16 protein-coding genes and 1 riboswitch are annotated in these 17,372 nt (G+C 52.7%); of the genes, 7 read left to right on the forward strand and 9 right to left on the reverse strand.

What is annotated here, in order from left to right; genetic code table 11:
* Positions 1-81: 81 nt before the first annotated feature.
* Positions 82-414 carry a PepSY domain-containing protein gene (locus NST96_RS26195; RefSeq protein ID WP_341074287.1) on the reverse strand — a complete coding sequence of 111 codons (333 nt, stop codon included), beginning with the start codon at positions 412-414 and terminating at the stop codon, positions 82-84.
* 97 nt (positions 415-511) lie between these two features.
* A complete protein-coding gene (locus NST96_RS26200) occupies positions 512-1,558 on the reverse strand; it encodes a Gfo/Idh/MocA family oxidoreductase (protein WP_341074290.1) in 1,047 nt (348 codons plus the stop codon).
* 111 nt (positions 1,559-1,669) lie between these two features.
* On the opposite strand from NST96_RS26200, the gene NST96_RS26205 reads away from it, so the two are divergent.
* Both NST96_RS26205 and NST96_RS26210 read left to right on the forward strand, forming a co-directional pair.
* Positions 1,670-2,368 (forward strand): ABC transporter ATP-binding protein, encoded by a 699-nt coding sequence (locus NST96_RS26205; RefSeq protein ID WP_003388609.1) that lies wholly within the window; start codon positions 1,670-1,672, stop codon positions 2,366-2,368.
* 6 nt (positions 2,369-2,374) lie between these two features.
* The gene (locus NST96_RS26210) at positions 2,375-3,601 is read left to right on the forward strand and encodes an ABC transporter permease (RefSeq protein ID WP_342405076.1); all 1,227 of its coding nucleotides are present in this window, start codon (positions 2,375-2,377) and stop codon (positions 3,599-3,601) included.
* Here NST96_RS26210 and NST96_RS26215 read toward each other — a convergent pair.
* Positions 3,573-4,478: a LysR family transcriptional regulator gene (locus NST96_RS26215; RefSeq protein ID WP_003388614.1), complete on the reverse strand. Its 906-nt coding sequence runs from the start codon at positions 4,476-4,478 to the stop codon at positions 3,573-3,575. The two genes, NST96_RS26210 and NST96_RS26215, sit on opposite strands and share 29 nt — an antisense overlap.
* A 189-nt stretch (positions 4,479-4,667) precedes the next feature.
* On the opposite strand from NST96_RS26215, the gene NST96_RS26220 reads away from it, so the two are divergent.
* Positions 4,668-5,945 carry a Glu/Leu/Phe/Val dehydrogenase gene (locus NST96_RS26220; protein WP_003388616.1) on the forward strand — a complete coding sequence of 426 codons (1,278 nt, stop codon included), beginning with the start codon at positions 4,668-4,670 and terminating at the stop codon, positions 5,943-5,945.
* Positions 5,946-6,049: 104 nt separating this feature from the next.
* Here NST96_RS26220 and NST96_RS26225 read toward each other — a convergent pair whose 3' ends face one another.
* From NST96_RS26225 to NST96_RS26240, 4 genes are all read right to left on the reverse strand, one after another.
* Positions 6,050-7,495: a DEAD/DEAH box helicase gene (locus NST96_RS26225; RefSeq protein WP_342406554.1), complete on the reverse strand. Its 1,446-nt coding sequence runs from the start codon at positions 7,493-7,495 to the stop codon at positions 6,050-6,052.
* Positions 7,496-7,669: 174 nt separating this feature from the next.
* Positions 7,670-7,870 (reverse strand): cold-shock protein CspD, encoded by a 201-nt coding sequence (gene cspD / locus NST96_RS26230; RefSeq protein WP_171505950.1) that lies wholly within the window; start codon positions 7,868-7,870, stop codon positions 7,670-7,672.
* 203 nt (positions 7,871-8,073) lie between these two features.
* Complete coding sequence (locus NST96_RS26235) at positions 8,074-8,943, reverse strand: transporter substrate-binding domain-containing protein (protein ID WP_024984496.1); 870 nt, start codon at positions 8,941-8,943, stop codon at positions 8,074-8,076.
* A 140-nt stretch (positions 8,944-9,083) separates the two neighbouring features.
* A complete protein-coding gene (locus tag NST96_RS26240) occupies positions 9,084-11,057 on the reverse strand; it encodes a methyl-accepting chemotaxis protein (protein ID WP_003388623.1) in 1,974 nt (657 codons plus the stop codon).
* A gap of 99 nt (positions 11,058-11,156) precedes the next feature.
* Positions 11,157-11,249, reverse strand: a riboswitch (cyclic di-GMP riboswitch).
* Positions 11,250-11,460: 211 nt separating this feature from the next.
* Between NST96_RS26240 and NST96_RS26245 the strand changes: the two genes are divergently transcribed.
* The 4 genes from NST96_RS26245 (at position 11,461) to NST96_RS26260 (ending at position 15,318) form a co-directional block, all read left to right on the forward strand.
* Positions 11,461-11,895: a hypothetical protein gene (locus NST96_RS26245; protein WP_003388625.1), complete on the forward strand. Its 435-nt coding sequence runs from the start codon at positions 11,461-11,463 to the stop codon at positions 11,893-11,895.
* The gene (locus NST96_RS26250; RefSeq protein ID WP_003388627.1) at positions 11,883-12,179 is read left to right on the forward strand and encodes a YxcD family protein; all 297 of its coding nucleotides are present in this window, start codon (positions 11,883-11,885) and stop codon (positions 12,177-12,179) included. Before NST96_RS26245 ends, NST96_RS26250 begins: the two co-directional genes overlap by 13 nt.
* Positions 12,180-12,467: 288 nt before the next feature.
* Positions 12,468-13,160, forward strand: coding sequence for a response regulator transcription factor (locus tag NST96_RS26255; protein ID WP_122957994.1), 693 nt, complete (start codon positions 12,468-12,470; stop codon positions 13,158-13,160).
* Positions 13,138-15,318 (forward strand): sensor histidine kinase, encoded by a 2,181-nt coding sequence (locus tag NST96_RS26260; RefSeq protein ID WP_327926043.1) that lies wholly within the window; start codon positions 13,138-13,140, stop codon positions 15,316-15,318. The genes NST96_RS26255 and NST96_RS26260 overlap by 23 nt, the downstream gene beginning before the upstream one ends.
* A 263-nt stretch (positions 15,319-15,581) precedes the next feature.
* Here NST96_RS26260 and NST96_RS26265 read toward each other — a convergent pair whose 3' ends face one another.
* On the reverse strand, positions 15,582-16,520 hold the full coding sequence (locus NST96_RS26265; RefSeq protein ID WP_003388631.1) for a glycine betaine ABC transporter substrate-binding protein: 939 nt from the start codon (positions 16,518-16,520) through the stop codon (positions 15,582-15,584).
* Positions 16,521-16,531: 11 nt separating this feature from the next.
* Positions 16,532-17,371 (reverse strand): proline/glycine betaine ABC transporter permease, encoded by an 840-nt coding sequence (locus NST96_RS26270; RefSeq protein ID WP_024984499.1) that lies wholly within the window; start codon positions 17,369-17,371, stop codon positions 16,532-16,534.
* Position 17,372 lies beyond the last annotated feature (1 nt).

Raw genomic sequence — 17,372 nt, forward strand, 5'->3', positions numbered from 1 at the left:
GGGCACGTCCTGGCGCAGCTTTAGAGCAAAAACGGAAAAGACGGCTTGCTGCGAACCCCTCGCCTAAGCCGTCTTTTTCGATCACACGTCTTCTCTTTCGACCTTGCGCACTTTCCCTGTCACCGCATCGATTTCCACTTCATACGGCTGATTTTGCTCGTTGATCACGATGACCTCATAGACGGGCACGCCATCTTCCGTTTCCAGCTCTACATGGACGACTCGTCCCTTTATCTGCTGCAATGCGATTGTCTTGGCCTGCTCTACGGTGATAAGCTGCCGCGCCGGAGACAGGTTGGCAGGCTGGTCCACACGACCGGAGTCATTCGCCGCGAAAGCTGGTTGGCCTGCCAAAGCAATCATGCAGCACAACCCCAACACGCCCAACATCCTTCTGGTCGTCGTCTTCTTCATGTTTCCTACCCCCTTTCCACGGCTTGTTACGCACATAGTTTGTCTCCGGCCCGCGCCTTTATTCCTCCAAATCCCTTTTCTTGCTTATCGTCCCAAATCACCGCATCCAGTCTATCCGCTGCACTTCCCCCGTCTCCAGCGACCGCTGGATCGCCGTCATGACCCGGAGAACCTGAACACTCTCCTCGGGAGTGACAACCTGGGGTCTTTCCCCGGTTTTGACACAGTCCACGAAGTACTGCAGCTGATTGACAAAGGGGTCACCCGGCTCGATTGCAACAGGCTGTCTGCTCCCCTCGCCATACCAGAAAAAATGGCTCTGTTTTTTCCCGGAAGCTCTGTCAGACGTATAGGAAAAGTCGAGCGTTCCCACTGGTCCATTCACCCTCATCGCGACGGAAAACGGGAAGTCCTTCCCCATCAGGTGCGAGCCTTCGACGACTGCCTTGCTTCCGCTTGCAAACACGAGATTGGTCACCACGTGATTCCAGGCTCCATTTTCGCTTTGCTTGCCGACAGCGTATACCGAAGCGACCGGCCCCAGCAGGTGGATCAAAAAGTCGATATCGTGCAGATGCAGGTCAAATAAAGCCCCGCCGCTCTTCGCCGGGTCCTGAAACCACGAACTCCAGTCAGGCGGCTGCGAAAGCCGCTGGGCATAGATCATCTCTGGCCGACCGAGCCGCCCCGCATCGATCCACTGCTTGATCGCGACGTACTCCGGCCAAAAGCGCAATACCTGCGCGACCATAAAGAGTACATTTGCCTGCCGGACCTCCTCCAGCATCCGTTCAGCCGCAGCGGGCGTGAGAGCGATCGGCTTTTCACACAGGACATGCTTGCCGGCCCGGGCAGCCTGTACGACATGCTGTTCATGCAAATCCGTAGGCAGGCAAATGTCGATGATGTCGATCTCCTCCTGCTCCAGCATAGCCTCCAGAGCAGGATAATACCGGCAGGCGTATTCTTCAGCCATCTGCTCCCCTCTTTCCCGATTGCGCCCCGCGATTGCCACCACCCGGGCGCTCCTGACTTGCCGGTAGGCGTTCAAATGCGTCTGGCCGATATTTCCGGCTCCGACCAGTCCTATCTTTACGATTCTGTCTTCCTTGTCCGAAATCTGTTCGGATTCAGAGGCTGCCATATGCAATCCCCTCCTTCTTTTGGCATTCTGCTTGTCCCCCGCATTCGTGATATGATAAAGAGGGCCTTATCCGTATATTGGAAAAAAGCACGGCCTTTGAGGTGAAACCAAATGCTTACATTGGAGAGAGTCACAGGGGGCTACTCGACGGGAAAGCCCGCCATTCACGATATTTCCTTTTCCGTCCAATCCGGTGAAATCGTCGGACTGATCGGCTTGAACGGAGCAGGGAAAAGCACCATTTTGAAGCACGTCCTCGGGTTTTTGCAGCCGTCTTCCGGGACGATCGCCTTCTCCACAGATCAGCCGCTGCTCGCCTATGTACCGGAAATGCCGGAATTGTACGAAGAGCTGACTCTGTGGGAGCATCTGCAGTTCATGGCAAAAGCGTACGGGCTAGAGGAACAGCAGTTTCAGGAACGGGCCAAACGGCTGCTGGAGCTATTCAGACTGGACAAAAGGGCGCATCATTTTCCCGGCTCCTTTTCCAAAGGCATGCGGCAAAAGGTGATGATCCTCTGCGCCTTTCTCGTAAAGCCGGATGTCCTTGTCGTGGATGAGCCGTTCGTCGGCCTGGACCCGCTTGCAACCGAGACACTGCTGAACCAGCTTACAGAAATCAAGCAGGAAGGGACGGCGATCTTGCTGTCGACACATGTGCTGAGCCTTGCGGAGACGTATGTGGACCGCTTCGTCATCGTCCACGGCGGGAATATGTCGCTTCACGGCACGCTTGAGCAGATGCGCCAGCAGGCGGGGCTGCCGGATGCTACGCTTGAACAGTTGTTTTTGGCTGCGGTGCGGGGGTGATGTGCCATGGCGTTTGATCCACTCTACGCGACAAGGCTGCAGGCCGCCTGGCAAACAGGGCAGAGGTACGCCAAGAGAGCAGTAGCCGGAAGCAACTCGCTCGGCCTGGTGGTGCTTTATTTTCTGGCCGCTTTCCTGTACATGAGGGTTGCCGAGTCCCTGACCGGCACCTTCTGGACCCAGTTGGCCGCCTGCCTGTTGACCGCTGTGTTTGTGGCTCCGTCCTCCGTTCGCACTTTTTTGCGAAAAGCCGATCTGGCCATGCTGGCGCCTTCTCCTTACCCGATGAAACACTATTTGCGGTCTGCGTTTGTCTACAGTCTGCTGGTGCAAGCTGCCGGCATGCTGCTTTTGGCCGCGATCGTCTATCCGGTGTATAAAAGGACAGCCTTGTCTCCGGGCTCATGGGCGCTGCTCGCCGGCAGCCTCATCCTGCTGAAAATGTGGTGCAGCGACCTGTACTGGCGGCACGTGCGACTGGAGCGCGATTCTTTTCTGCTCCTTGTCGCCAGATGGGGGATTGCCGCCCTGTTTCTGTACGGCTTCTGGACAAGCAATAGGGTGTACGCGGCCGCTGCGCTTGTGCTCATGGTGATCCTGACCGCCATGGCGATGAGCAAGGCCGCTCGATACCACCTGCCGTGGCTTTTCCTGATCGAAAAGGAAAACAAGCGTATCGACCTGTACTACACCATCCTGAATATGTTTATCGATGTCCCCCACAAGCAGAAAAAGGTGCGCCCCAGAACGTGGGCCATCCGCCTTTTTGATCGGTTGACCGGAGACAAGGGCGATGCGTATCTCTATGTGCTCGTCCGCCACGTCATTCGGACCGGAGAGACATTTGCGATTTATCTGCGTTTGGCATTCTTGACGCTCGCCCTGATCGCATGGGCAAAAGCGCCTCTTTTGCTGTACGCGCTTTGCCTGCTTGGCCTCGCTGCTGCCGGAAAACAGGTAACACAGCATATCCGCACCATCGTGCATCCTCCGTCCATCCGGCTTTTGCCGATCGCATCGGAAGAGCGGCAGCGGGCAGCTTTCCGGCTTTGCCTGGCCATGCTCGGGCTGATGACCGCCGGAATGACCGTCGTTATTTTGAGCAAGACGGCGCCGCTTTTGGACAAGCTCGCGCTGATTGCGATCTGCTGGATATGGACGTATTTGCTGACGGCGTATTTTTTCCGTCGCAAGAAAACGGCGGCTAACTATCAAATCCCTCTAAAACGCTGAAGAACTGCTTGAGAAAGTCACAGAACAATTTCTCCGTGGGCGGCAGCTCCCGGTCAGCCGGGATAATGACGCCCACGGTGCGGGTAACGGTCGGCTCCGTCACCGGGATCATGACGGTGCTGCGGGGCCGATTGTCTGTCAGCGTGATTTCAGGCAGCAGCGTGACCCCCAGTCCGGCCGCCACCAGCCCTTTGATCGCGTCAATGTCCTCCCCTTCAAACGAGATGGTCGGCCGAAAGCCGAGCTGACCGCACGCCTGTACGACCAGCTCTCGCAAAATGAACCCCTCCGGGAACAAGACGAACCCTTCCTCGCGAAGCTGACTGAGCTGCAGCCTAGCCTCCCCTGCCAATCGATGGTGGGAAGGAAGCAGCGCCACGATCTTCTCCAAAAACAGCGTATGGCCAATCACCTGCTTTTCATCCTTGGGAACCGGTCCAAGGAGAGCCAGATCGATTTCTCCCTTGATCACCGCATCGATCAATTGCCGGTACGATCCCTGGCGCAGGTGAAACTGCACATGCGGATGCTGTTCGCGAAAAGCGGAAATGACGGTGGGCAATGTGTAGGCCGCCAAGCTGCTGGGAAATCCGATGCGGATCGTCCCGCGCTCCGGGTCCAAAAATTCCTCGATCTCCCGTTTGGCTTTGTCAATCACCTTCATCGCCTGCTCCATATGCTCCAGAAACACTTTTCCGATCGGGGTCAGCCGTACGTTGCGTCCATCGCGGATAAACAGATTGACGCCCAATTCTGCCTCCAGATTGACGATCTGCCTGCTGACCGCCGATTGCGCGATATGGAGGGCATGGGAAGCTTCCGTCACATGCTCCCGTTTGGCTACCTCGATAAAATACTGAATCTGCCTCAGTTCCACCGTTCTCCCCCTCTCTATTTTTATTCATCTCATTTCGGCATTAATCTCATCTATATTCTATATTGTTTCGATTAATCCTTACAGATAAAATACTTTTGTATTCCGTTCATCTTTTTTTGAATTGTTCTGATTACTATTACTGCTCTATTTAAAATTATTTAAAAATAAAGAAAAAAGAGGGAGAGAACTATGGCGATTTTCCAGGAGGTTCAACAATCGGCGGGTGAAGTCCTCAATCCGTATGAAATTGTGCAGACCCAAATTGAAACTGCAGCATCCCTGCTCGGATTGGAGCGCGGCGTGGTAGAAATACTGAAAAAACCGAAACGGGTATTGTACGTTTCTTTCCCGGTCAAGCTCGACGACGGCAGTATCCGCGTATTCGAAGGCTTTCGCTCCCAACACAATGATGCGATCGGACCGACAAAAGGGGGCATCCGCTTTCACCCGGATGTGACCCTGGATGAGGTAAAGGCGCTGTCGATGTGGATGACGTTCAAATGCGGCGTCGTCAGCCTGCCCTACGGCGGCGGCAAAGGCGGTGTTATTTGCGATCCCCACGAGTTCAGCAAAGCGGAAATCGAACGGATCAGCCGCGGCTTTATGGAAGCGATCGCGGACATCGTCGGTCCGGAAAAAGACATCCCGGCCCCGGACGTTTATACGAACCCGCAAATTATGGGGTGGATGATGGATACGTACAGCCGGATCAAAGGTTCTTACAGCCCCGGCGTCATTACCGGCAAGCCCCTGATCATCGGCGGATCGAAAGGACGCAGTGAGGCCACCGCACGCGGCTGTGTATACACCATCGAAGAAGCGATGAAGGATATGGGCAAATCGCTGCAGGGAGCGACCGTCGCCATCCAGGGCTTTGGCAATGCAGGGCGCATCGCGGCTGACCTGCTGTCCGGGCTCGGCTGCAAGATCGTAGCTGTCAGCGACTCCAAAGGCGCTCTCTACGACCCGGCCGGGCTGGATCTGGCCCAGGTGGAGAAATTGAAGGATTCGTCCACCATTTTGGATTACGACGCCCGTTTCCACCTCCAGCAGCCAGAGGAGCTGTTGGAGCTGGATGTAGACATTTTGGTCCCCGCTGCGCTGGAAAACGTGATCACATTGAAAAATGCCCATAAAGTCAAAGCGCGCATCATCGCCGAAGCGGCCAACGGCCCGACTACGCCCGAAGCAGACAAAGTGCTGCACCAAAACGGCGTCTTGGTCATCCCCGACATTCTCGCCAATGCAGGCGGCGTGACCGTCTCGTACTTTGAGTGGGTGCAAAACCTGATGAATTACTACTGGAGCGAAGCCGAAGTAAACCAGAAGCTGCGCGACGTCATGACCCAGTCTTACTGGGCCGTTCGTTCAATCGCGCAGGAGTACAAAACGGATTTCCGCACAGCCGCTTACATGATCTCTCTCAAACGCATCGCAGAGGCGATGAGAGCAAGAGGCTGGGTGTAGAGCTCCTGCACATTCCGGATCAAATAATCAAAGCCGCCCGGCATCAGCGCTTGGCGGCTCTTTTTGTGGCCTAGAGTCGGCGCAGAGGTTGCTCTGGCGCTGCTCTAGTCTCTATTGCGGTCACGGTCGCGATCCCGATCCCAGTCTCTTCTGTTCCTGTTGTGTTGGGCCGGTCTTCCTTTTCCATGCCCCGCTCGCGAGAAGCCGCCTCCGCCTCCGCCGCTCCGCTTGGCTCCGGTACGAGGGCCTCTGCCTCTGGACTGATCCATCATTTTTCTCTTGCCTACGCGCAGAGGGGCTTCCTCTGTCAAACGGACAGGAGTGGTGTCGGGTTCCTTGGTAAGCAGCTTCAATGCAGCGGCTACCAACGTTACGGAATCGACCTCATCCAAAAGCTGCTCAGCCAGCGACTTGTACATGCTCAGCTCGCCGCTGCCTGTCGTCTCCATCAGTTTGTCCACTGTCAGACGCTGTTGTCCCTCGATCGCTTCGGCAAGCGTCGGAACAGGCTTTCTTTCCATCTTGCGGTTGGTAGCCTTCTCGATATAACGCAGGTGGTCTGTTTCTCTCGGAGTGACCAGCGTAATCGCCAAGCCTGTTTTACCCGCACGCCCGGTTCTGCCGATGCGGTGGACATAGCTCTCTGAATCCTGCGGAATGTCAAAGTTGTACACGTGGGTAACCCCGCTGATATCCAATCCGCGAGCGGCCACATCGGTAGCGACCAGCACTTCGATCGTGCCTTCCTTGAACTTGCGAAGCACGCTGTCGCGTTTTGCCTGATTCAAGTCGCCGTGGATGCCTTCCGCACCGTATCCGCGCTTGTTCAGAGCCTCTGCCAGCTCGTCTACGCGGCGTTTGGTCCGTCCGAAGATAATCGCCAGCTCAGGCGAATGGATGTCCAGGAGACGGCACAGAACATCAAATTTCTGCTTCTCCGGCACTTCCATATACTGCTGCTGGATATTGGGAACGGTCAATTCCTTCGCCTTGATCGAAATGGTAACAGGGTTTTTCATGAAATTGCGGGCAATTTCATGGATCGGGCGCGGCATCGTCGCCGAGAACAGCAAGGTTTGCCGCTCTTCCGGCATCTCTTGCAGAATCGCCTTGATGTCGTCGACAAAGCCCATGTTGAGCATTTCATCCGCTTCATCCAGTACGACCATTTCCACACCGTGCAGACGAATCGTCTTGCGGTTCATATGGTCCATGAACCGGCCCGGAGTAGCAACGATAATTTCAGGGCGCTTTTTCAATGCCCTGATCTGGCGCTGGATATCCTGTCCGCCGTAGATCGGCAGAGCAGTCACTTTTTTGTGCTGGGCAATCTTGTTCAGTTCTTCAGCTACCTGAACAGCCAGTTCCCGGGTGGGAGTGAGGACTACCGCCTGGATCTGTTCCTTTTCGCTATCCACTCTTTCCACGAGCGGGATGCCGAAAGCAGCGGTTTTCCCTGTACCGGTTTGTGCCTGCCCGATTAAATCCTGTCCCTGCAGGACGGTGGGGATCGTCTCCGCCTGAATCGGTGTCGCCTCTTCAAACCCCATGTCACTCAGGGCGCGGGCTACCAGATGATGGAGCCCAAAATCATAAAATGTTGCCAATGCGCGTCAATCTCCTTTGCTTAAATCTAAATGTCCTACCACTTAAAATGACCGAAAAAGAGGGCTGTATTCCTGTTGATGGAATAAGCCCTCTTTTCGCGTCTATATCAGAAGGATTTACAGTTTGTTTACGTTTGCAGCTTGTGGACCGCGATTGCCTTCCACGATGTCAAATTCAACATTTTGTCCTTCTTCCAGGCTTTTGAAACCATTTCCTTGGATCGCGGAGAAGTGAACGAATACGTCGTCACCATCTTCACGCTCAATGAAACCAAAGCCCTTTTCAGCATTAAACCATTTTACTTTTCCGATCACGATTGTGGCCTCCTCATGTAAACAATTGATAAAAAGCAAGAAAACCTCAAAACCGTTTCCGCTTGAAACCTCATGAGAGGCCGCAAAATCGTTCCCGGGTATTCATGTCTTTTTAACATAGATAATATCATACCATCATTTTCGTCAATTAGCAAACATCGCTGCGTGCCTACACGCAGCGATATTTCCACTATAGCAATATTTGGCTATTGGAGCCACTTTTTGTACAGCTCATCAAATTTGCCTTGCAGCTTCATTTCATCCATCCATACATCCAGATAGCTGGCAAAGATAAAATCTCCGCGGTGGATCATGTACGCTTTTTCGCTTTTGGTGAAAGGATTGTCAGTCAAAGCCGCATACAAGCGCGGGTCTGCCTTTTGGTAAACCATGGCTTCCAGCGTGTCCGTAATCATCACATCATAAGTGCCGTTGGCTACGAGGCCCGGAATGTCGAGGTTGTTTTCCACTACTGTCACCTTCGCGTTTGTCAGGTGCTCGCGAACAAATTTTTCGTTGGTTCCGCCTGGATTCACGCCAATGCGGACAGTCGGCTTGTTGATGTCTTCAACGGTTTTGTACTTGTCTTTATCCTCTTTGCGGATCAGCGGAGCCTTTCCGAATTGGATGTAGCCTTCGCTCATGTGGGCCTTTTTCTGTCTTTCGGTATTGCGAGTAACGCCGCCAACAGCGATATCGAATTTGTCAGCCAAAAGGTCATCCATCAATGTCGGCCAGGAGGTTTGGACGAAGCGGGCTTCTACGCCCAGACTTTTCGCAAACTCTTTCATGGCGTCGATATCGTAACCTTCAAACTCGCCAGTCTTCGGATTCAAATATGTGAAAGGTTTGTAGTCACCCGGTGTGCCGATGAGGATGTACCCCCGCTTAATGATCGCATCGAGGCGGGACTCAAACTTTTTATTTTCCTGTTTCAGATCGGTATTTTTCGCGTATACAGCATTTTGATTGGCCGCCGCGACAGAGCTCATCGCCGAAGCATTGCCGACTGTGCCTGTCGCAAGCAAAGCAGCGGCTACAGTACTTGCCATCATGAGTTTTTTCCAGTTTTTCATCTTCTTCTCCTCCAGATCCAATGCTTTTGTCTTTGTTTCTGCCTCAACACTTTCCAGATGTTTCCTGCTATCTCCCAGAGGCATCCCCCCTTTCGCAGGAGGCTTTTCCTACTGATATCCAAAATGGCCACAGCGTATGGCTACAGCGTAAATTTCCCAAGCCTCTTCTGCATTTCATCCACCACATCTTGCAGCTTGCCGACGGATTCGGCAATATCTTCAATCGTACGCAGTTGTTGATGTGTCGCTTCCGCCACATTTTTTGCATCCTCGGATGCATGGTTGGCGATGGCGTGCATTTCTGCCACCGATGCGCTTACCTCTTCCGAACCGGCCGACATTTCTTCCGAAGCGGCGGAGACTTCGAGGATGTGGTCTGCTACATTGCGCGATGCGCTCATGATGCGATCAAAAATGGCTCGCACTTCCTCGATCAGCTCAACACCGTCTTTCACGTTTTTATTCCCGGCATCCATCGCCTCGACTGCTTCCGCGGTATCCTGCTGGATTTCCTGGATCAGCTGAGCGATTTTCGCCGCCGATTCTTCAGACTGATGCGCCAGACTCTTCACTTCACCCGCTACAACCGCGAAGCCGCGGCCATGCTCGCCTGCCCGTGCCGCTTCAATCGATGCGTTCAAGGCGAGGAGATTGATCTGTGAGGTCAGCCCGCTGATCGTGTCAAGAATGCTTTCGATTTCCTGGGACCGCGCATGCAGTTTTTCGATGGCTGTCGACACCTTGGCAGTGCCCTCTCCGATACTCGTCATTTGCTGCACGGCGTGATCTACCACCGTAGCGCCCTGCTCCGCCTGTTTGGCCGCCTCCTGCGCAGATTCCGATACCCGCGAGGATGTCTCCGCAATCTTCACGATGCCGACGGCCATATCATTCATCGAAAGCGCGACTTCCTGCGCACTGCCAGCCTGCGCTGCGGCGCCGTCAGCAATTTGTTGAACAGAGCTGCTGATCCGGTTTACTGCCTGGGTCGCTTGATCTATCCCGGCAGATACTTCCTTCGTGAAGGAGAGCACCTCATCCGAAGACAGGGAGACACCCTGGATCAAGTCCTTCAAATGATTCACCGTTTGGTTGAAATCGCGGGACAACACGGCGATCTCGTCTTTTCCTTGCACGGTCACGCTATTGGTCAAGTCGCCCTTCGCCACCACCTGCACCACCTGGTTCAGACGCTGAATAGGCCGGACCATGCTGACTGCCACGGCATAAACGACGGCGATAGCGAGAACGATAGCGACGCCGGAGATGATCAACAGCTTCACCATCAATTCAGCGATAGGGGCATGCAGCTCTTCAGATGGAGCGGCAATAAATACCCCCCAGTGTTGGTCAGTAGACGCGTAGGATGCGAACATTTCCTTGCCATCCGCCTCGTACTGAACCGTTCCCTCTCCGCCGCTCTGGATCGCTTGGAAAGCCTCCTGCAGCTGCGGAATATCGGTAGTAGCCAGAGACTCCTTCAGGATCAACTCTTCATTTGGATTCCAGACATAGGTTCCTTTTTGACTGACGAGGAAAGCGTAGCCTGTCTGCCCAAAGGTTTCCTCGGAAACGGTTGTCTGAATTTCGTTGATCGGGATGGTAGACCCCATGTACCCGTACTGCTTGTTGTTTTTCATCAGCGGTACGATGATCGTCACGATATTGTTGCCGGTACGCTTGGAGACGACCGGCTCCGAGATGATCACTTTCCCTTCGCCTTTTCCCGCAGCCTGAAAGTGCTCCCTGTCGGAAACCTGTGTCACTTCGCCTTTGAAGTTGATGACACGGTTTCCGGTCAGGTCGTAGGAAAAGAAGAAGGTTTCAAACTCCGGGTGTTGCTTCTGGGCGTCCTGAATCAGCTTCAGGTCCTTTGCCTGATCGTTGTCTTCCGAGATCATTTTGGAAATCGTTTCGAGAATGATAATTTTGCTGTTAAAAAACGTTTCAATCTGTTCAGACAGATTTTTTGCGCTCAGCTCGGCTTCCTTGTCAAGGCTCGTTTCCAGAATACTCGAGGAGCTCCAGTAACTCGCAACAGATACAGAAATCAAACTGATAATTAGCAGGATGCTCATCACCACAATCAGTTTTTGCTTGAGACTGTTTCCCATGGATATGATCCCTCCCTATCCCCCTACACGCGACGACCTGCCTTCTTTTTTGGGCACAAAAAAAAGAAGACTGCCATTCCGACAGCTTCTTTGCTTCGGTCTGGCAACCCGGCTGTCGTAGCCGCATTTTTATGCAGCCTTAGACCCGTGGCTTTGCGTCCCCGCCTTTCAGTGGGTTTGCCTTTTTCAGAATTTTTAATTAGGTTAAAAATACTATAGCAAAATTATAATAACATACTCGCAGCCTATCGAGCGTAGTAAATGAGGACTATTTTACGAACGATAGAAAATCATACAATCTGTGACAAATCGCAATTTACTATCGATACCGGTTGAATAAGCCGACAAATAATCATAGACTTATATATAGACGGAAAATAAAAAGGAGATGACTTTTCCTATAATGAAAAAATTACTGATGTTGGTCATTGCGTTTGTCCTTGTACTGGCTCCAACTGGCTTTGTAACCGATCACGCCGATGCCAAAGGCTACAAATCCGGCAAAAAGTCTATCGCTCCTACAAAAACGACGCCGAACAAAGCGGATTCCAATGTAAATGCGACGACGAACAACAACACCACGAATTCCACAACACCGGTAAAAAATACATCTACTGCTGCACCGAGCAAAGGCGGTTTCATGAAAGGCCTGCTCGTCGGCGGTCTGGCAGGATTGCTGTTTGGCAGCCTGTTCAGCGATTTGGGCGTACTCGGCTCCATCCTCGGATTTATGATCAACATCCTCGCGGTCATCGTGTTGATCGCTGTGATCCGGAAGGTTTACTTGCTCTTTAAAAACCAGCGTAAAAAGCAGGAATGGGATACATGGAAACGATAAAAATTCTTGAGCAGGACATTATAAACGCCATTTGCATGCATGTGGCGAGCAAAAAGCAGATTCAGCCGCAAGAGGTTGCCGTCGAGCTGATGTGGGACGAGGACTACGGTTTTTCCGCTGAAGTGTACGCCAACGACCGCAAGCAGATCTTTATCAAAATCAACATTATTGAAGCGATCCGTTATTGGCTGCAGACGTACATGCACCGCGATCCTTATTCGGCCAGACTGGAACTCGTTCTAGACGAAGAAGAAGGCATTATCGCCTATGCGAGCTACGGCTGATAAAAACGCAGCACAATTCTGCACGATCATTGTTTGCCATAAAAAAGCATCATCGGAAAATTGCTGAGCTATGATCCGAATGCTGAGCTTTGACCCGCAAGCCGGACACTTTACCAGGTGCCCTGTCTTGCGGGTCATTGTTTTCTTTTTCGCCTATCATTTCTTTTCGTAAGAATTTTGTAAGGATTTTCAAAGCCCTTTTGTAAAAAGTACCCGGTATGATAGAAATATCTCCTCGGTTCGGGAAATGAACAGACACAAGAAAGATTCGTAAGGTGGGAAGCTGGCGTGTCCAAGTATAATGTGCTTGTCGTGGACGATGAAGCAGAAATCCGCGACGCGATCGAAATTTATCTCAAGAACGAAAACATCAAGGTATTCAAAGCGGAGAACGGACTTCAAGCTTTGGAAGTGTTAAACAGCGAGGATTTGCACCTCATTATCATGGATATTATGATGCCGCAGATGGACGGGATCAAAGCGACCTTTGCCATCCGGGAAAGCCGAAACATTCCGATCATCATGCTGTCGGCAAAATCGGAGGATACGGACAAAATCCTCGGGCTTAACGTCGGAGCGGACGACTATGTAACGAAGCCGTTTAACCCGATGGAGCTGGTAGCGCGGGTCAAATCGCAGCTGCGGCGCTATACCCATCTGGGGACGTATGTTGCGGGCGAAGACGAAATTCACGTCAGGGGGCTAGTCCTCAACACGACCTCCAAGACGGTTTTTGTCGATGACGAGGAGGTTCGCCTGACCCCTACGGAGTACAAAATCCTCGAGCTGCTGATGAAAAACAAGGGCCGTGTCTTCTCCATTGAAGAAATATACGAGCTGGTCTGGAAGGAACCGTACATGAACGCCGAAAATACGGTGGCTGTACATGTGAGAAGAATCAGGGAAAAGATCGAGATCAACCCGAAGGAACCGAAATATTTAAAGGTGGTATGGGGAATTGGATACAAAATCGAAAAATAAGCTGGGGCTGATTCTGGTTTCCCTGCTGTTCCTGTGTATGACCTCTCTTTCTTTCCTGGCGTCGGCGGACATCGCTTTGCGGACCGATTACCTTCAACAGGACCGCTACTACAAGACAAATGGCTTCCAGGAGGAGCTCAGCCAGTTTATCGACATGGTCAAAAGGCTTCATTTCAACTACCGGGGGTATCCCGACAAAACAGATATGGAGAAGCTCGGAGAAGATCAATACGAGCAGCTCAAGAGCGATTTCGCGAGCAGCTCTGCGGGGCAAATGGAAGAAATCAACCAGCATTACGCTTCACTGATCGCGGAAGCCGAGGCTTCCGGAAAAGCGGCGAATGTCCCCAAGCTGGAACAGGCAAGAGACCAGGAACTGCAAAAGATACGCCAGTCTCAGGAAGAATCGTTCCGGCAAGCGGTGAAGCAAGCCGTTGCCGCAAAGGACCAGGAATACAGGGATCTGGAGGACAGCATCGCTTTGCGGAGCGGGTCATTCCGCTACTACATCGTGAACAAGAACAGGGACGAGGTGTACACCAATGTACCGACCCCTCCTTCGGTGGAAGAACTGAAATCCAACTCTGTCTATTCCATCCGCTTTCCTAACAGCGACAACGAAACGGATAACAGCTTCCGTTGGATCAATCACTTTTTTCAAACCAATCACTGGGAAGGGATCATCTACGTCCCGAAAAATGTGGAAGGATACAGCCTGATCCACTCCAACGCGCAGTATTATGCGGCGATCCGCGAAAGGCTGTTCAAGGAATGCGCCCTGCTCGTCATCACCGCTGTAGCTGCGGTCGGACTGTTCCTGTATTTGCGCAAGCGCGCAGCCGAGCTCTCCTTTGTCGAAGGCTCGCTCTTCTTGCTGCGGCGCATTCCCGTTGACCTGCGAATCTTCGTGCTGTTCTTTGCCGTCTTCTGCGCGGTTGTGCTGGCCATCTCCGTCTCGTTTTTTTCGCTGCCTCTTCGTCCCGAGCAGCTCATTATCCTCGGGCTGGAATCGTTCGCCGCAGCCTACGTTACGCTCTGCTTGATAGAGGCCGCTCGGATGCTACGGGACCGAGAGCTGTGGCAGCGGCAATGGCAGAAAAGCTGGTTTGTCAAATACCGTGAACTGCTCACGGATGTATTGGCCAATCGAAACATCTTGGTCAAGCTCATCCTGATGGTTGGCCTGTCGCTTGCCTTTCCCGTGAGCGCATTGGTCGCTCTCATTTCCCTTGATCGTCGCGAAGAGCTCTTCCTGTTGGTTTCAGGAGCTTACTGCCTGTTTTACGTCACTATCGTGCTTCCGTACATTCTCAGGAGAATCAGCCTGATGAACAAAATCTTCCGCGGTGCCGAAGAGATGGCAGCCGGAAATCTGGACCACCAGATCATCGCGACAGGCAAAGGAAAAGGAAACCTGTCCCGCCTGGCCGACAACCTGAACAATATCAAGCAAGGCTTCAAGGAATCCGTCGAAGGCCAGATAAAAAGCGAACGGCTCAAGTCGGAGCTGATCACCAACGTCTCCCACGACTTGAAAACGCCGCTCACCTCTATCGTCAACTATGTCAATCTCTTAAAAGGGGAAAATCTGAAGCCTGAAGAGGTCGCAAGCTATATCGAGGTGCTGGACAGAAAGACCCAGCGGCTTAAGGTGCTGATCGACGATCTGTTCGAGGCGTCCAAGATGGCCAGCGGAGCGGTAGAGCTGCAGGTGGAGAACGTCAACGTGGCTTCGCTTTTGAATCAGGCCCTGGCGGAGTTCAGTGACAAGATCGAGGAGTCCTCGCTCACCTTCCGCGTGCAGGTCGAGCAGCAGCAGATGTTTGCCAAGCTGGATGGCAACAAAACGTGGAGAGTGCTGGAAAACCTGATCGTCAATGCGCTGAAGTATTCCATGCCGAATACGCGCGTGTACGTCTCCCTGTCCGAGCAAAACGCAGAAGTCATCCTCACCATGAAAAACGTCTCCGCCTACGAGATCGACTTCGATGCCGAAGAACTCTTCGAGAGGTTCAAACGGGGTGACAAATCACGGCATACCGAAGGCTCCGGCCTCGGTCTGGCGATTGCCAAAAGCATCGTAGAGCTCCAGAGAGGACGTCTCGAGATTGAGATCGACGGAGACTACTTCAAGGTCACGGTCGCGTTTCCGAAGTAACCCGGGTAGGTCGTGTTCCGTGTTCCTTAGCTTCCTCACCTCTGCAGCTTCCAGGTCTATAAATACAAAAAAGTACAGCCCTGCACCCGAATGAATCGGGAACAGGGCTGTCTTTCTTTTAGATACCTTGCTTGCATCTTTGTTTGCTTACTTACTCACTTACTTGCTCACTCTTACTTGCTTACCCGCTAACTTATTTGCTTTTTTGCTTATCCGCTTCCCTACTTGCTCGCTTACCTAGCCTTTTCTCACCGGATTTGTCCTTACTTCTTCAAATCCTCAATCGAGTCGATGTCCATATAAGCAGGAACGACGAGTCCAACCTTGGTTCCTTCCAGATTCGCGCCCAGGTCTTCGACGTCTTTACCCAGCTTTTCATAGTAATCGGCGTGAGTGGTCGGCAGCCATGCCGCTACCATTCCGTCCACATCGCCATTGGCTACGCCAGCCCACATCGGACCTGCTTCCACCTGGCTCAGCTCGACCTGGTACTTCAGCTTTTGTTCCAGAACGGTCTTGACGACATTCGTGCTGGCAATTTCCGAATCCCACGCTACATACGCCAGGGAAATCTTCTTGCCGTCCGCAGGCTGAATGCCCTCAACCCACTTGTTTACCTTTTCTTCGTTGTTTTTCACCCATTCGGCTGCTGCTTCCTCGGGCTTTTTCCCGTCTGCAATGTCCAGCATCACTTTTTCCATGTCCTCGGTCGTCCAATGGAAATTGTCGAGGAAAGCATACGCGCTTGGCTGATCCTCCTTCAACCCTTTACGCACAACCGTATGAATCTCTTCACCTGCTCCGAACACGCCTTTCGGGTCCTTCAAGTATTTCAGCTCATACTTGGAGAACTTCCAGTGCGGTGTCCAGCCTGTGATGATGATTGGCTTTTTGTCCTTGTACGCCTGTGTCAAAGCGGCGGTCATCGCGGCACCGGAGCCCTCGACCAGCTCCCAATCCTTCAGGTCGTATTCCTCGATGGCTTTTTCTGCCGCTTTCATAATGCCAGCACCCGGATCGATCCCGATGATTTTGTAGTCGACCTGGGCTCCGACACCGCCGGAACCGCCGGTTGAACCTTCTGCGGACTGGCCGCCCTGGCTATCTTTTGGCAGCTCCGCGGATGGCGCTCCCGAGCAGCCTGCCATCAGCAAGCTAATTCCCAATACGGCTGCGATTCCTGTGCTCCATCTCTTTTTCATGAAGACCCCTCCTAGGCGTTTTTCTTTTTCCCCATGCTTTGGGTGATCCTATCCAATAAAATGGCCATGATGACGATTGCCAGACCGGCTTCGAAGCCTGCACCGATCTTGATCTGGGTAACGGCGCGGTACACGTCCGCCCCGAGTCCTTTGGCACCAATCATCGACGCGATCACGACCATGGACAGCGCGAGCATGATGCTTTGGTTGATACCTGCCATAACGGTTGGTCTGGCAAGCGGCATCTGTACTTTCACCAGCTTTTGCCACGCCGTGGAGCCGAATGCATCCGAAGCCTCGATCAGCTCGGCTGGCACTTGTCTGATCCCCAGATTGGTCAGCCGGATCGTCGGCGGCATCGCAAAAATAACGGAGGCGATGACCCCGGGCACTTTGCCCAGACCAAAGAAGAAGATCGCCGGAATCAGGTAGACAAACGCCGGCATCGTTTGCATGAAATCCAGAACAGGCGTCACAACATTGCGGACGCTATCCGTTCGCGCACACCAAATCCCGACAGGAATACCGATAATGACAGAGATAAGACCAGCAGTCATAACCAATGCCAGGGTATCCATGGCGTGCTCCCAATACCCCAGATTTTCGATCAGAAGAAGTCCGATAAACGAGAACAGGGCGATTGGCCATTTTCCTGCACGATAAGCGAGCAGCACCAGGACGATGATCAAAAGCCACGACGGCAACCCCGAAAACAACAGGGCAAACAAATCGACAAGACCGCCGATCACTGTCGTAATCATGTCAAAGACGATGCCCAGATGATCATCCAAAAAATCAACCACATTTTCTATCCAACGGTCTACCGGCAACTTAGGAAAAAGCTCTCCCATC

It is taken from the genome of Brevibacillus sp. FSL K6-2834 (assembly GCF_038592925.1).
In the GTDB taxonomy this organism is placed as follows: domain Bacteria; phylum Bacillota; class Bacilli; order Brevibacillales; family Brevibacillaceae; genus Brevibacillus; species Brevibacillus borstelensis.

Coding starts and splice junctions, on each gene's coding strand:
- NST96_RS26250 (WP_003388627.1), top strand. CDS start 11,883: ATGGAAACGATAAAAATTCTTGAGCAGGACATTATAAACGCCATTTGC.
- NST96_RS26220 (WP_003388616.1), top strand. CDS start 4,668: ATGGCGATTTTCCAGGAGGTTCAACAATCGGCGGGTGAAGTCCTCAAT.
- NST96_RS26210 (WP_342405076.1), top strand. CDS start 2,375: ATGGCGTTTGATCCACTCTACGCGACAAGGCTGCAGGCCGCCTGGCAA.
- NST96_RS26245 (WP_003388625.1), top strand. CDS start 11,461: ATGAAAAAATTACTGATGTTGGTCATTGCGTTTGTCCTTGTACTGGCT.
- NST96_RS26240 (WP_003388623.1), bottom strand. CDS start 11,057: ATGGGAAACAGTCTCAAGCAAAAACTGATTGTGGTGATGAGCATCCTG.
- NST96_RS26270 (WP_024984499.1), bottom strand. CDS start 17,371: ATGGGAGAGCTTTTTCCTAAGTTGCCGGTAGACCGTTGGATAGAAAAT.
- NST96_RS26265 (WP_003388631.1), bottom strand. CDS start 16,520: ATGAAAAAGAGATGGAGCACAGGAATCGCAGCCGTATTGGGAATTAGC.
- NST96_RS26225 (WP_342406554.1), bottom strand. CDS start 7,495: ATGGGGTTTGAAGAGGCGACACCGATTCAGGCGGAGACGATCCCCACC.
- NST96_RS26205 (WP_003388609.1), top strand. CDS start 1,670: ATGCTTACATTGGAGAGAGTCACAGGGGGCTACTCGACGGGAAAGCCC.
- NST96_RS26195 (WP_341074287.1), bottom strand. CDS start 414: ATGAAGAAGACGACGACCAGAAGGATGTTGGGCGTGTTGGGGTTGTGC.
- NST96_RS26235 (WP_024984496.1), bottom strand. CDS start 8,943: ATGAAAAACTGGAAAAAACTCATGATGGCAAGTACTGTAGCCGCTGCT.
- NST96_RS26200 (WP_341074290.1), bottom strand. CDS start 1,558: ATGGCAGCCTCTGAATCCGAACAGATTTCGGACAAGGAAGACAGAATC.